This window comes from Streptomyces aurantiacus, from assembly GCF_027107535.1.
In the GTDB taxonomy this organism is placed as follows: domain Bacteria; phylum Actinomycetota; class Actinomycetes; order Streptomycetales; family Streptomycetaceae; genus Streptomyces.
Genome location: NZ_CP114283.1, coordinates 1,952,005 through 1,966,173 on the forward strand (window position 1 = coordinate 1,952,005; position 14,169 = coordinate 1,966,173).

The following is a 14,169-nucleotide window of genomic DNA, read 5'->3' on the forward strand; positions in this document are numbered from 1 at the left end:
GACCGGCGGAGCCCCTAGGCTGGCGCCAGGAGCCCGATCTTGCTCGGTACTTTTGGGAGGCTGACATGGCGGCATGGACGTGGCGGTTCGAGAAGGCCGATGGGACAGAGGTCCAGCCCGCGGTCCAGCCCGAGGAGTTCACCACCCAGGGCGACGCCGAGTCCTGGCTCGGCGAGCACTGGAAGGAGCTGGCCGAAGGGGGAGCGGACCAGGTCCGCATTTTCGAGGACGCCACGGAGATCTACGGCCCGATGAGCCTGCACGCCGAGGCTTCCTAGGCTCGTAGCCCGTTCGAGTGAGAGGCCGCGACCGTGCGACGGCCGCGGCCTCTTCGCCGCCCGGCCGTGCGACCCGTCGGTCACGGGCCACGCCGTCGTCCTCGGTTCCTTCGGCGGCCCGTCGACCACGGCCCGCCCCTGGCGGAGAGGTCGTCAGCCGCGTACGCCGCAGAGGTGCAGCAGCGCTGCCACCCGGCGGTAGGGATCCGTCCGCCCGGCCCGCTCCTCGGCGGCCAGCAGGACGTCCACGTCGTCCGGCACCACCGCGTCGTCGGCGGCCGTGTCCGTGAAGACCCGCACCCCGTACCAGGCGTGCAGCGGCGCCCCGATCCCGGCCAGGGTGCCGGTGAGGGTGTCCAGCCCGTCGGCCCGTACGTCGAGCCCGAGCCGGTTCGTGTACGAGCCGGTGTCGAAGGAGGCCAGCGCGCCCGCCCAGTCGCCGGCCAGCCCCGGCCGCATGGCCAGCGCGTCGGCGTTCCGCACGAGGAGGGACAGCAGTCCGCCGGGGGCCAGCATCCGCGCGAGCCCCGCCAGCAGCGGGTCGGGCTCCTCGACGTACATGAGTACGCCGTGGCACAGCACCACGTCGAAGCTGCCGGGCAGGAAGTGGACCCCGGTGTCCCGCCCGTCGCTCTCGACGAGCCGCACCCGGCCGCGGATGCCCTCCGGCTCGGAGGCGAGGGCCTCGCGGGCCACCGCGATCATCGTGGAGTCCTGCTCGACCCCGGTCACCTGGTGGCCGGCCCGGGCCAGCCGCAGCGCCTGCGTGCCCTGGCCCATGCCCACGTCGAGCACGCGCAGCCGCTGCCCCACGGGGAACCGCCCGGCTATCTGCTCGTCGAGCTGCCGGGCCACCAGTTCCTGCCGTACGACATCACGCAGGCCGCCCAGCTTGCTCAGCCAGGCCTGTGCCGCGCCCCCCGTGAAAGATGCCGCGCTCAGGGCCGCTCTCCACGCTTGACCTGCGGCTTCGGCAGCCTGAGGCGGCGCATCTGGAGGCTGCGCATCAGCGCGTAGGCGACCGCGCCACGCTTGGCCTCGTCGGGGAAGCGCGTGTTCAGCTGCTTCTTCAGGCGGATCGCGATACCGACCGAGTCGACCACGATCAGCACGATCACGAAGAGCCACAGCAGCAGCGCCACGTTCTGCAGCTGCGGGATGCGGACCATGCTCAGAACGAGGATGACCACGGCGAGCGGCAGGAAGAACTCGGCGATGCAGAACCGCGAGTCGACGAAGTCCCGCGCGAGCTTGCGCACGGGGCCCTTGTCACGGGCGGGCAGATAGCGCTCGTCGCCGCTGGCCAGCGCCTGGCGCTGCTTCTCCATGTGGGCACGGCGATCATCACGCTGTCGCTTGGCGGCCTCCTTGCGCGTCGTCGGCGTATTGGCCACGCTGCGCCGCTGGGACTGGGCCTCACTGCGCTTGGGCGTGGGCCGACCCTTGGGGGCCTGCGGGTCACGGGTCTGAGTGGAGTCGGTCAGCGCCTTGTCGGCGGGGGCCTTCTCATCCTTGGCACGGCTACGGAACACAAAACCCAAGGGTAATGGGTACGGAGGCATGGACGTCAGCCCTGTGGGGAACGATCCGGCAACACCGGTCGTCTCCAGGGGGACAGAGCGGTCCGAAAAGGGGTGGTGGTGTGAGGTTCTCCCGGCCGACCCCCGCACGAACCCCGGGGGTCACCTACTCCCTACGCCGGAGCGGGATCGTCAGCAGTCGTCCTTGGGGATGAGCGCATCCGTCCCCGAACAGTGCGGTAATGGATGCAGGGCCCGTACTGTGGGTTCTGTTGCAGTCGCTGGAGCTGGAAGTCCGTCAGAAGGGGGCGCGCGAAGCCCATGAGCGGTGTCATGAAGCGTATGGGGATGATCTTCCGCGCGAAGGCGAACAAGGCCCTTGACCGGGCCGAGGACCCGCGCGAAACCCTCGACTATTCGTACCAGAAGCAGCTCGAACTGCTGCAGAAGGTGCGCCGCGGAGTCGCCGACGTGGCGACCTCCCGCAAGCGCCTGGAACTGCAGCTGAACCAGCTGCAGGGCCAGTCCTCCAAGCTGGAGGACCAGGGGCGCAAGGCGCTCGCGCTCGGCCGTGAGGACCTGGCCCGTGAGGCCCTGTCCCGCCGTGCCGCGCTGCAGCAGCAGGTGACCGACCTGGAGACGCAGCACCAGACCCTCCAGGGCGAGGAGGAGAAGCTCACCCTCGCCGCCCAGCGCCTCCAGGCGAAGGTCGACGCCTTCCGCACCAAGAAGGAAACGATCAAGGCGACGTACACGGCCGCCCAGGCGCAGACCCGGATCGGAGAGGCCTTCTCCGGCATCTCCGAGGAGATGGGCGACGTGGGCATGGCCATCCAGCGGGCCGAGGACAAGACCGCGCAGCTCCAGGCGCGGGCCGGTGCCATCGACGAGCTGCTCGCCTCCGGCGCTCTCGACGACCACTCCGGGCTCGCCAAGGACGACATCCAGAGCGAGCTCGACCGGCTCTCCGGCGGCACGGACGTGGAGCTCGAGCTCCAGCGCATGAAGGCCGAGCTGGCCGGGGGCCCCTCGTCCCAGCAGGCGATCGAGGGCGGTCCGGGTCAGACTCAGTCCCAGCAGAAGCCGCAGGACACCCCGCGCTTCGACAAGCAGTAGCCGCGGGCAGCGTCCCACGCCGAGGAGGGCGTCATGATCGTACGGATCATGGGGGAGGGACAGGCGAGGCTGGACGACGGTCACCTCGCCGAACTGAACAAGCTGGACGACGAGCTCCTCGCGGAGATGGAGTCCGGTGACGAGGAGGGCTTCCGGCGGACGCTGGGAGCGCTGCTCGACGCGGTACGCCGTCTGGGCGTCCCCCTTGCCGACGACTCCCTCGAACCCTCCGAGCTCATCCTCCCGTCCCCCGACGCGACACTGTCGGAGGTCCGGGAGATGCTCAGCGACGACGGCCTGATCCCGGGCTGAGGGGGTTCTCGCCCCGGCCGCCCCTTCCTGTTCCCTGTGTTCCGCCCCCGGACATCCGTCCCTGGGGCGCGGGCACTGGGAGAGCCGTCCGACCGGGCCCGCGGGAGAAGCTCGGGCGAGGGTTCGGGACCGTCCCCCGTGACAGCGCCGAAAGCCCCGTACCGTAAACAGGTGTGAGCACACTGACGCGCGCCCGGGACTGGTTGAGGTCCCACCCCCTGGTGGTCGACGGAGCACTGGCGGCAGCCGTCCTCGCGTGCATGGTGGCCGGCGCGTTCGCGGAGCCGAACGGACGGCACCATCCCGCCTGGGACATCCGCACCCCCGACCCCCTCAGCATCGTCCTCACACTGCTCGCGGCCGGCGCGCTGGTCTTCCGCCGCCGCAGCCCCATGAAGGTCCTCGCCGCGACGAGCGCGCTGTCCGTCGTGGAGTTCGTGACCGGCGACCCCAGGGCCCCCGTCGCGATGTCCGCCGTCGTCGCCCTCTACACGGTCGCCGCGGCGACCGACCGCCCCACCACCTGGCGGGTCGGCCTCCTCACCATGACGGTCCTCACCGGCATCGCCATGCTCGCCGGCCCCCAGCCCTGGTACGCCCAGGAGAACCTCGGCGTCTTCGCCTGGACCGGCATGGCCGCCACCGCGGGAGACGCGGTCCGCAGCCGCCGCGACTTCGTGCACGCCATAAGAGAGCGCGCCGAGCGGGCCGAACGCACCCGCGAGGAGGAGGCCCGCCGCCGTGTCGCGGAGGAACGCCTGCGCATCGCCCGCGACCTGCACGACGTCGTCGCCCACCACATCGCCCTCGTCAACGTGCAGGCCGGAGTCGCCGCGCATGTCATGGACAAGCGTCCCGACCAGGCGAAGGAGGCTCTCGCCCACGTCCGCGAGGCCAGCCGCTCCGCGCTCAACGAACTCCGTGCCACGGTCGGCCTGCTGAGACAGTCGGGTGACCCCGAGGCCCCCACCGAACCGGCGCCCGGCCTGCACCGCCTCGAAGAGCTCGTCGGTACGTTCCGCAGCGCGGGCCTGCCCGTCGAAGTGGCCCGCACCGACCACGGCACGACCCTCCCCGCCGCCGTCGACTTGGCCGCGTACCGGATCATCCAGGAAGCCCTCACCAATGTGCGCAAGCACGCGGGCCAGGAGGCGAAGGCCGAGGTGAGCGTCGTACGCGTGGGACCGAACGTGGAGATCACCGTCCTGGACAACGGCCCCGGCGACGACGCCGTCGCCCGCCTGGAGGAGAACGGCGGCCACGGGCTCCTCGGCATGCGCGAGCGGGTCACCGCGCTCGGCGGCACCTGCACCGCGGGACCCCGATACGGGGGCGGCTTCCGGGTGCATGCGATCCTGCCGGTCAAGAGCGGTACGGGAAGCGCCGGGAGTACCGGGAGCACCGGGGGTACGGCGTCCACCGCGGCCGGCTCCCGGGCCGGGACCACGCCGGCCGCCTCCCCGGCCACCACCGGCAGGGACGCGGCCGCGTCCGGCGGTCCCGCGTCCACCGCGTCCACCGCGTCCACGAACAAGGCAGCCAGGGGGAACCCCGCATGACCATCCGTGTCCTGCTCGCCGACGACCAGGCTCTGCTGCGCAGCGCGTTCCGGGTCCTGGTCGACTCGGAGCCCGACATGGAAGTCGTCGGAGAGGCCTCGGACGGTGCGGAGGCCGTGCGGCTCGCGCGCGAGGAGCGGGCCGACGTCGTCCTGATGGACATCCGCATGCCCGGCACCGACGGGCTGGCCGCGACCCGGCTCATCAGCGCCGACCCGGGCCTCGCCCAGGTGCGGGTCGTCATGCTGACGACCTTCGAGGTCGACGAGTACGTGGTGCAGTCGCTGCGGGCCGGAGCCTCCGGTTTCCTCGGCAAGGGATCCGAGCCGGAGGAACTGCTCAACGCCATCCGCGTCGCTGCGGGCGGCGATGCGCTGCTGTCGCCGGTGGCCACCAAGGGACTGATCGCGAAGTTCCTCGCGCAGGGAGACGCCGACGACGACCGGGACCCCGCGCGCGCCGAACGGCTCGAAGCGCTGACCGTCCGCGAGCGCGAAGTCCTCGTCCAGGTCGCCGGCGGGCACTCCAACGACGAGATCGCCGAGCGGCTGGAGGTCAGCCCGCTCACGGTCAAGACGCACGTCAACCGGGCCATGGCCAAGCTCGGAGCACGCGACCGGGCCCAGCTCGTGGTGATCGCGTACGAGTCGGGACTGGTACGCCCAAGGGTGGAGTGAGCTCCACCCGCACGTACTGCGGTCGCGGTATGCGCCGCATAAGTAAACGGGACCTGGGGGCGAGGGGAGGGGCCTCGCGCATGGCTCAGAGTGATAGGCGGACGCTCACATGAGCCCGTTCTTCCGCTCCACAGCCCCAAGCCACAGAAGAGAGACCCGCCGCCCATGTCCTGGCTGTCCCGCTTCAGCCTCGCTCAGCGTGCCCTCATAGGGCTGATGTCGATCATCGCGCTCGCCTTCGGAGCGATAGCGATCCCGCAGCTCAAGCAGCAACTGCTGCCCACCATCGAACTGCCGATGGTGTCGGTCCTGGCGCCGTACCAGGGCGCATCCCCCGACGTGGTCGAGAAGCAGGTCGTCGAGCCCATCGAGGACAACCTCGAAGCGGTCGACGGAATCTCCGGTGTCACCTCCACGGCCAGCGAGGGCAACGCCCTGATCATGGCCTCCTTCGACTACGGCAACGACTCCGCCCGGATCGTGGCCGATGTCCAGCAGGCCGTGAACCGCGCCCGCGCCCAGCTGCCGGACGACGTGGACCCGCAGGTCGTCGCCGGTTCGACCGACGACATACCCACCGTCGTCCTCGCCGTCACCTCGGGCAAGGACCAGCAGGCCCTCTCGGACCAGCTGGACCGCACCGTCGTGCCCGCGCTGAAGGACATCGACGGCGTCGGCCAGGTCACGGTCGACGGTGTCCGGGACCTGGAGGTCGCGGTCACGCCCGACGACGCGAAGCTGGCGAAGGCGGGACTCACCCCGGCCGCCCTCGGCCAGGCCCTCCAGGCGGGCGGCGCGACCGTACCGGCCGGATCCTTCGACGAGGACGGCAGCAACCGCACGGTCCAGGTCGGCGGCGGATTCACCTCGCTGCGCCAGATCGAGGACCTGATGGTCACCGGCGAGGGCGGCAAGAAGCCCGTACGCCTCGGCGCCGTCGCCACCGTCGAGGAGAAGCCCGCCAAGACGGAGTCCATCACCCGTACCGACGGGAAGCCCAGCCTCGCCGTCTCCGTCACCATGGACCACGACGGCAGCGCGGTCGCCGTCTCGGACGCGGTCCAGGACAAGCTGCCGGGCCTGCGCAAGGACCTCGGATCCGGCGCCACCCTGACGGTCGTCAGCGACCAGGGCCCGGCCGTCTCCAAGTCCATCAAGGGCCTGACCACCGAGGGCGGCCTCGGGCTCGTCTTCGCGGTCCTCGTCATCCTGGTCTTCCTGGCGTCGCTCCGTTCGACGCTGGTCACCGCGGTCTCCATCCCGCTGTCGGTCGTCCTCGCGCTGATCGTGCTGTGGACCCGCGGCGAGTCGCTCAACATCCTGACGCTGGGCGCGCTGACCATCGCCATCGGCCGGGTCGTCGACGACTCGATCGTGGTGCTGGAGAACATCAAGCGGCACCTCGGCTACGGCGAGGAGCGCGAGGAGGCCATCCTCAAGGCCGTACGGGAGGTCGCGGGCGCGGTCACCGCCTCGACGCTGACAACCGTCGCGGTCTTCCTGCCCATCGGTCTGACCGGCGGGATGGTCGGCGAACTGTTCGGCTCGTTCTCCCTGACGGTCACGGCGGCCCTGCTGGCCTCGCTGGTCGTCTCGCTGACGGTCGTACCGGTGCTCTCGTACTGGTTCCTGCGTGCTCCCAAGGACGTGCGTGGGGCGGACCCGCAGGAGGCACGCCGCAAGGCCGAGGAGAAGGAGGCGCGCAGCCGTCTCCAGCGCTTCTACGTTCCCGTGCTGCGCTTCGCGACCCGTCGCCGCCTCACCAGCGTGGCGATCGCGGTGGTCGTCCTTGTCGGTACGTTCGGCATGGCGCCGCTGCTGAAGACCAACTTCTTCGACCAGGGCGAGCAGGAGGTCCTCACGGTCAAGCAGGAGCTGAAGCCCGGCACCAGCCTGGCGGCGACCGACGCCCAGGCCAAGAAGGTCGAACGGATGCTCGCCGGCGTCAAGGGCGTCGAGGACTACCAGGTCACGATCGGCTCCTCCGGATTCCTGGCCGCGTTCGGCGGGGGCACGGACACCAACCAGGCCTCTTACACCGTCAAGGTCGCCGACTCGGCCTCCTTCGACGATGTCCAGGACCGCATCGAGGAAGGGCTCGGCGGGCTCTCCGGGATCGGTACGACGACGGTCGCGGCCGGTGACGGGTTCAGCAGCCAGGACCTGAGCGTCGTGGTGAAGTCCGCCGACGCCGGCGTACTGCGCGAGGCGGCGGAGAAGGTCCGGGACGAGGTCGCCGAGCTGGACGACGTCACCGACGTCACCAGCGACCTCGCCCAGTCCGTGCCGCGGATCTCGGTCCGGGCCAACGACAAGGCGGCCGCCGCCGGGTTCGACGACGCCACGCTCGGCGCGGCCGTCGGCCAGGCCGTGCGCGGCACCACCAGCGGCAAGGCCATCCTGGACGACACCGAGCGGGACGTGGTCATCAAGTCGGCGCAGCCGGCCGAGACGCTGTCCGAGCTGAAGAACCTGAACCTCGGCGCGGTGAAGCTCGGTGACATCGCGACGGTGGAGCTGGTCGACGGCCCGGTGTCGATGACCCGCATCGACGGTCAGCGCGCGGCCACGATCACGGCGAAGCCGACGGGCGACAACACCGGCGCGGTCAGCGCCGACCTGACGGCCAAGCTCGACGAGCTGAAGCTGCCGGCCGGTGCCACGGCCGCCATCGGCGGGGTCTCCGAGGATCAGGACGACGCGTTCGCGTCCCTCGGCCTCGCGATGCTCGCGGCGATCGCGATCGTCTTCATGCTGCTGGTGGCGACCTTCCGGTCGCTGATCCAGCCGCTGATCCTGCTCGTCTCGATCCCGTTCGCGGCGACGGGCGCGATCGGTCTGCTGGTGCTCACAGGTACCCCGATGGGTGTGCCGTCGATGATCGGCATGCTGATGCTCATCGGCATCGTCGTCACCAACGCGATCGTGCTGATCGACCTGATCAACCAGTACCGCAAGCAGGGTTACGGCGTTGTCGAGGCCGTGGTGGAAGGCGGCCGGCACCGCCTGCGCCCCATCCTCATGACGGCCCTGGCGACCATCTTCGCCCTGCTGCCGATGGCTCTGGGCATCACCGGCGAGGGCGGCTTCATCGCCAAGCCCCTGGCGGTGGTGGTGATCGGCGGTCTGATCACGTCGACGCTGCTGACCCTGCTCCTGGTGCCGACGCTCTACGCGATGGTCGAACTCCGCAAGGAGCGCCGCGCGAAGAAGAAGGCGGCGAAGCAGGCGGCCAGGGCCGGGGTTCCCGACCGGCCGGCGTCGTCCGCCTCGGACGAGCCGGAACCGGCCGGCGCTCAGCTGTAGACAGTTCCCCGCGCCCCTTCAAGGGGCGTGGGGAACTGCGCGATCAGCCACGAAGAACCGGCGGACAGAGCCCTTCGGCCCGTCCGCCGCTCAAGGACAAGGCCGCGGGGCCGACAGCGGGGGGCTGGGGGCAGCACCGGCAGCAGCCCCCAGAAGGGCGCGCCCTACGGCAGCGCCAGCATCCGCTCGAGCGCCAGCTTCGCGAACTGCTCAGTCTCCCGGTCCACCTCGATGCGGTTGACGAGGTTGCCCTCGGCCAGCGACTCCAGGGTCCAGACCAGGTGCGGAAGGTCGATCCGGTTCATGGTCGAGCAGAAGCAGACCGTCTTGTCGAGGAAGACGATCTCCTTGCCCTCGGGGGCGAACCGGTTCGCCAGGCGGCGGACGAGGTTCAGCTCCGTGCCGATGGCCCACTTGGAGCCGGCCGGAGCCGCCTCCAGCGCCTTGATGATGTACTCCGTGGAGCCCACGTAGTCCGCGGCGGCCACGACCTCGTGCCGGCACTCGGGGTGCACGAGGACGTTCACGCCCGGGATGCGCTCCCGCACGTCGTTCACCGAGTCGAGCGAGAAGCGGCCGTGCACCGAGCAGTGCCCCCGCCACAGGATCATCTTCGCGTCCCGCAGCTGCTCTGTGGTCAGCCCGCCGTTCGGCTTGTGCGGGTTGTACAGGACGCAGTCGTCGAGCGACATGCCCATGTCCCGCACGGCGGTGTTGCGGCCCAGGTGCTGGTCGGGGAGGAACAGCACCTTCTCGCCCTGCTCGAACGCCCAGTCCAGCGCCTTCTTGGCGTTGGACGACGTGCAGATCGTGCCCCCGTGCTTGCCTGTGAACGCCTTGATGTCCGCGGACGAGTTCATGTACGAGACGGGCACGACCTGCTCGGCTATCCCGGCCTCGGTCAGCACGTCCCAGCACTCGGCGACCTGCTCGGCGGTGGCCATGTCGGCCATCGAGCACCCGGCGGCCAGGTCCGGCAGGACCACCCGCTGGTCGTCGGAGGTCAGGATGTCCGCCGACTCGGCCATGAAGTGCACACCGCAGAAGACGATGTACTCGGCCTCGGGGCGCGCGGCGGCGTCCCTGGCGAGCTTGAAGGAGTCCCCCGTGACGTCCGCGAACTGGATGACCTCGTCGCGCTGGTAGTGGTGGCCGAGCACGAAGACCTTGTCCCCGAGCTTCTCCTTGGCGGCGCGGGCGCGCTCCACCAGGTCCGGGTCGGACGGCGAGGGCAGGTCACCGGGACAGTCGACGCCGCGCTCGCTCCGCGGGTCGGCCTCACGGCCGAGGAGCAGCAGGGCGAGGGGCGTCGGCTGTACGTCGAGTTCCTGGGTCTGGGCGGTGGTCACGACACGCACCCTTTCTGTTCTGCGGCTCGCTCGGCCGACCGACTGGAACGACCGAGCAGGACACGCCTTTTCGTCGAAATGACGTTATCTATCATAACCGCTTCACGTCACGTTGACGATGTCCATAACGTCCATGTGACGTGAATCCCGTGGGGTCCGCCGGAAGCGGGGCGGAAGTGGGCCGGAATCGCGGCGGAGGCCGGGACGGAGATCGTTCCGCGGCCCGGCCCGTGGGGTTGTCCACAGGCTGTTTTCCGCTTTCCGCGGTGTGTGCGAGCATGAAGAGAGAACCCGAAGACTCAACGCTCGGCCCGGAATGAATCCGCGGCCCCGCCGGTTGCAACCGTCGGCAAGCAGTCTCCGTACAACCCGGGAGAGAAGCAGATGTCCGTATCGGACGAGACCACCACCGTGAGCGACGGCATCCTCCTGTCGGACGCCGCCGCGGCCAAGGTCCAGGGCCTGCTCGAGCAGGAGGGTCGCGACGACCTGGCGCTGCGCGTCGCCGTTCAGCCCGGCGGCTGCTCCGGCCTGCGATACCAGCTCTTCTTCGACGAGCGCTCCCTCGACGGTGACGTCGTCAAGGAGTTCGGCAGCGTGAAGGTCGTCACCGACCGCATGAGCGCTCCGTACCTGGGCGGCGCCTCGATCGACTTCGTGGACACCATCGAGAAGCAGGGCTTCACGATCGACAACCCGAACGCGACGGGTTCCTGCGCCTGCGGCGACTCCTTCAGCTAGGACTGCCGCTCCCGGTCGGCCGAGCCGGCCTCCGCGCGGCGGCCCCGACCGGGTGCCGAGCATCGCAGAAAGGCGGCGCCCCCTCCAACGGGGCGCCGCCTTTCGCGTACCAGTGACCGGGGAGTCCCCTTCCCCGGCTGCCTGGCAGGCTAGGGAAGGTCCTTCTCCAGGGGTACGGCCTTGCCGTCGTCGCCGACCACCCTCCGGTCCCCGAGCGGCTCCTTGAGCTCGACCTTCCTGTGGAAGACCTTGGCGATCAGGATGCAGACCGCGTCCGGGTCGAAGGTCTCGGTCACCCGGGCCGTCACCCTGCCGCCGGTCTCGTCCGCCGACGCCGCGTAGTCGCTGCACACGCCGCCCGTGAAGCGCACGGTCAGCTCCCTGCCCTTCACGCTGTAGCCCTCGACCCGGACGTCCCGCGTCGCGGGCGCCGCGGAGGTCCCGCCGCCGGGCTCGCTCGTCCGCGGGCTGGGCCGGGCAGTCGGGCTCTCGCTCGGAGGGGCCTCGGACGGCTTCGGGGAGGTCAGATACTTCGGGTCGACCGCGGGATGGGTGACCGTGAAGCTGTCGTCGGCCCCCGGGGGCCGTACCTCGAAGAGCCAGGACGGCACCAGCGCCTGCCGGCCGTCCACGAAGTGCGCGGCCAGGCCGAACACCGCGTCCTCGACGACGACCGGAGCGGGCTTCGGCGCCGTGGTCGACGCCTCGCAGGGCGTCTTGTTCCTGTCCTTCAGCGGCACGGGGCTCGCGCAGCCACCGATCCCCACGCGCCCGCCGCCCGTCCCTGACCCGTTCAGCAGGCCGAGCGTCTTCCGCGCGCTGATGACGGGATACGTGTCCCCCTTCACCGGTGCCTTCAACTGGCCGCTGCCGCCCACCACCTGGCCGTCCGGGCCGACCTGGACGCCGGTCGTCCAGCCGTACGTGGGCAGCCCGCCGACCTCCGGATCCGCGTTCACCACGCGTACGGCGTCCATGAGCTGGCCTGCGTCGAGCTTCGCGTCGTCCTGGCCGACGGCCTTGAGGACCGGTGCCGCGGCCTTCTTCGCGGCCTCGGCGCTCACCGGGTCGGTCTCGGCGCCCTCGGCACTCCCGCTCGCGCACACCGTGGTGCTCCTGCAGTTGTCGGTGCGGGCCGCGAAACGGCTGAACGTCCAGATGCCGGGCGCCTTCCTGCTCACCTGCAGACCGGGCCCGAAGCCGTCCTTGGTGGCCCCGACCTTCCAGGCGTCCCCCTCCGCCTTCGGGGTGCCCTCCACGCCCAGGGCCTTCGCGAGCCGTGCCACCTCCGCCGCGGTGACCTCGCCCTTCGCCCGGTAGACGGCCGAGGAGGAGGGGCCGCCGGGCAGCTCGCCCTCGGCGCGGTAGGTCGCGCCGTTCGGGTCGGGCTCGCCGGGAGCGATGCCGTTCGTGCCGCCGGTGCCGCTCGCACCGCTCTCCGTGTAACCGCCGAGGGCGAGGAGCGGCGGACTGCCGTCACCGCCCGGCGTACCGGAACTGTCCCTGCCCCCGGAACCGCCGGAACCGCCGGACGCGGTGGCGGCGAAGTACGCCCCGCCGCCACCCACGAGGATCACCGCGGCCGCCACCGAGGCGACGGCCACCGGCGAACGCCGTCGGCGCGGCTGGTCCTCGTCGGCTGCGCCGGCCGCTTCGTTGTCGGGTCGCTCGGTGTCCACCGCATCGCTCCTTCTGCCACACCGCTGTCCCATGGGACCCACCCCTGACCGGGTCAGGGCACAGCAGGGTCGTATCCTGCCTCCCCTTTACGGGGGACAGCGATGGGACGCGGCGGGGGAGCGCGCGGTTCCCTCCGGGGGGAGCGGGTTCGAAATCCGCAGGCCGTCAGTGACTGCTCGCGCCCCTGCGGCGGAGCCGCACGGCGTCACGGTCCCGCACTCTCGTCGGAGCCGATCAGTCGCCGTAGTCGGACATGCCGTCCAGCAGGCGGGCGGAGGCGGGCGGCACGGTCACACCGTGGATGAGCGACGGGGACACCGGGAGGGCGGTGATCCGGGCGGGAGCCGACCAGTGCGGGGCCATGCGCGCACAGTCACCCCGCAGCTCCGCGAGCCCGCCCGCCACGCCTTCGGGGCCGAGCGGGGCATCACCATGGATCTTGAGGTTCGTCATGACGGCACCGTACGCACCTCAGGTCCCACGAAAAAAGCCCTACTATTGGGTAGTTTTGCCTGCTTCGACGTGACGGACTCCAGGAAGACCCCGCCGCCTGCCGTACTCCGACCCGGTAGCGTGAACTGTCAATCCCCCTCCTCGCAGGAGTGTGTCCTAGCCGTGCGTATCGCAGTCTCGGGCTCCATCGCCACCGACCACCTCATGACCTTCCCCGGCCGCTTCGCCGACCAACTGGTCGCGGATCAGCTGCACACGGTCTCCCTCTCCTTCCTGGTCGACAATCTGGACGTACGCCGGGGCGGCGTGGGTGCGAACATCGCCTTCGGCATGGGCCAGCTCGGCACCTCGCCGATCCTGGTCGGGGCCGCCGGCTCCGACTTCGACGAGTACCGGGCCTGGCTGGACCGGCACGGCGTCGACACCGCGTCCGTCCGGATCTCCGAAGTGCTGCACACCGCGCGCTTCGTCTGCACCACGGACGCCGATCACAACCAGATCGGCTCCTTCTACACCGGCGCCATGAGCGAGGCCCGTCTCATCGAGCTCAAGAAGGTCGCCGACCGGGTGGGTGGACTCGACCTCGTCCTGATCGGCGCGGACGACCCCGAGGGGATGCTCCGGCACACCGAGGAGTGCCGGGCCCGCTCGATCCCCTTCGCCGCCGACTTCTCCCAGCAGATCGCCCGCATGGAGTGCGACGAGATCCGCCTCCTTCTCGACGGCGCGACGTACCTCTTCTCCAACGAGTACGAGAAGGGGCTCATCGAGGCCAAGACCGGCTGGAGCGACGCCGAGATCCTCGCCAAGGTCGGTCACCGGGTGACGACCCTCGGGGCGCGCGGGGTGCGGATCGAGAGCGTCGGCGCCGACCCGATCGAGGTCGGTGTCCCGGAGGAGACGGCGAAGGTCGACCCGACGGGCGTCGGCGACGCCTTCCGCGCGGGCTTCCTGTCGGGGCTGGCCTGGGGTGTCTCGCACGAGCGTGCTTCGCAGGTCGGCTGCATGCTCGCGACGCTCGTCATCGAGACCAAGGGCACGCAGGAGTACCAGCTGCGGCGCTCGCACTTCCTGGACCGGTTCACGAAGGCATACGGGCACGACGCCGCCTCGGAGGTCCAGGGGCACCTGGCTTAGTGCCGGTGCCCTTCTGAGGGTGTGCTTCGGTTCGTTGCCGT

At 70.6% G+C, this 14,169-nt stretch carries 13 protein-coding genes; 8 read left to right on the forward strand and 5 right to left on the reverse strand.

Annotated features, from left to right (window positions below):
- Positions 1-65: 65 nt before the first annotated feature.
- Positions 66-278 (forward strand): hypothetical protein, encoded by a 213-nt coding sequence (locus O1Q96_RS10290; protein ID WP_269247874.1) that lies wholly within the window; start codon positions 66-68, stop codon positions 276-278.
- A 153-nt stretch (positions 279-431) separates the two neighbouring features.
- Here O1Q96_RS10290 and O1Q96_RS10295 read toward each other — a convergent pair whose 3' ends face one another.
- Together O1Q96_RS10295 and O1Q96_RS10300 are read right to left on the reverse strand one after the other, a co-directional pair.
- The gene (locus O1Q96_RS10295; protein WP_269247875.1) at positions 432-1,133 is read right to left on the reverse strand and encodes a class I SAM-dependent methyltransferase; all 702 of its coding nucleotides are present in this window, start codon (positions 1,131-1,133) and stop codon (positions 432-434) included.
- An 83-nt stretch (positions 1,134-1,216) separates the two neighbouring features.
- On the reverse strand, positions 1,217-1,840 hold the full coding sequence (locus tag O1Q96_RS10300; RefSeq protein ID WP_217455348.1) for a DUF3043 domain-containing protein: 624 nt from the start codon (positions 1,838-1,840) through the stop codon (positions 1,217-1,219).
- Between the two features lie 279 nt (positions 1,841-2,119).
- On the opposite strand from O1Q96_RS10300, the gene O1Q96_RS10305 reads away from it, so the two are divergent.
- The 5 genes from O1Q96_RS10305 (at position 2,120) to O1Q96_RS10325 (ending at position 8,768) form a co-directional block, all read left to right on the forward strand.
- The gene (locus O1Q96_RS10305; RefSeq protein WP_269247876.1) at positions 2,120-2,914 is read left to right on the forward strand and encodes a PspA/IM30 family protein; all 795 of its coding nucleotides are present in this window, start codon (positions 2,120-2,122) and stop codon (positions 2,912-2,914) included.
- Positions 2,915-2,947: 33 nt separating this feature from the next.
- A complete protein-coding gene (gene pspAA, locus O1Q96_RS10310) occupies positions 2,948-3,226 on the forward strand; it encodes a PspA-associated protein PspAA (protein ID WP_217455350.1) in 279 nt (92 codons plus the stop codon).
- Between the two features lie 173 nt (positions 3,227-3,399).
- Positions 3,400-4,785: a sensor histidine kinase gene (locus tag O1Q96_RS10315; protein WP_269247877.1), complete on the forward strand. Its 1,386-nt coding sequence runs from the start codon at positions 3,400-3,402 to the stop codon at positions 4,783-4,785.
- Entirely contained in the window at positions 4,782-5,462 is a 681-nt protein-coding gene (locus tag O1Q96_RS10320) for a response regulator transcription factor (RefSeq protein ID WP_217455352.1), read from the forward strand. Before O1Q96_RS10315 ends, O1Q96_RS10320 begins: the two co-directional genes overlap by 4 nt.
- A 165-nt stretch (positions 5,463-5,627) precedes the next feature.
- Complete coding sequence (locus O1Q96_RS10325) at positions 5,628-8,768, forward strand: efflux RND transporter permease subunit (protein ID WP_269247878.1); 3,141 nt, start codon at positions 5,628-5,630, stop codon at positions 8,766-8,768.
- A 164-nt stretch (positions 8,769-8,932) separates the two neighbouring features.
- On the opposite strand, the gene nadA is transcribed toward O1Q96_RS10325, so the two are convergent.
- Positions 8,933-10,117, reverse strand: a complete 1,185-nt coding sequence (gene nadA / locus O1Q96_RS10330) for a quinolinate synthase NadA (protein WP_217455354.1) — start codon at positions 10,115-10,117, stop codon at positions 8,933-8,935.
- 384 nt (positions 10,118-10,501) lie between these two features.
- On the opposite strand from nadA, the gene O1Q96_RS10335 reads away from it, so the two are divergent.
- Positions 10,502-10,858 carry a HesB/IscA family protein gene (locus O1Q96_RS10335; protein ID WP_055617203.1) on the forward strand — a complete coding sequence of 119 codons (357 nt, stop codon included), beginning with the start codon at positions 10,502-10,504 and terminating at the stop codon, positions 10,856-10,858.
- A 149-nt stretch (positions 10,859-11,007) separates the two neighbouring features.
- On the opposite strand, the gene O1Q96_RS10340 is transcribed toward O1Q96_RS10335, so the two are convergent.
- A complete protein-coding gene (locus O1Q96_RS10340; protein WP_269247879.1) occupies positions 11,008-12,537 on the reverse strand; it encodes a hypothetical protein in 1,530 nt (509 codons plus the stop codon).
- A 235-nt stretch (positions 12,538-12,772) separates the two neighbouring features.
- Positions 12,773-12,991, reverse strand: coding sequence for a hypothetical protein (locus O1Q96_RS10345; RefSeq protein ID WP_269247880.1), 219 nt, complete (start codon positions 12,989-12,991; stop codon positions 12,773-12,775).
- A 162-nt stretch (positions 12,992-13,153) separates the two neighbouring features.
- Between O1Q96_RS10345 and O1Q96_RS10350 the strand changes: the two genes are divergently transcribed.
- Positions 13,154-14,128, forward strand: a complete 975-nt coding sequence (locus tag O1Q96_RS10350) for a carbohydrate kinase family protein (RefSeq protein WP_269247881.1) — start codon at positions 13,154-13,156, stop codon at positions 14,126-14,128.
- Positions 14,129-14,169 lie beyond the last annotated feature (41 nt).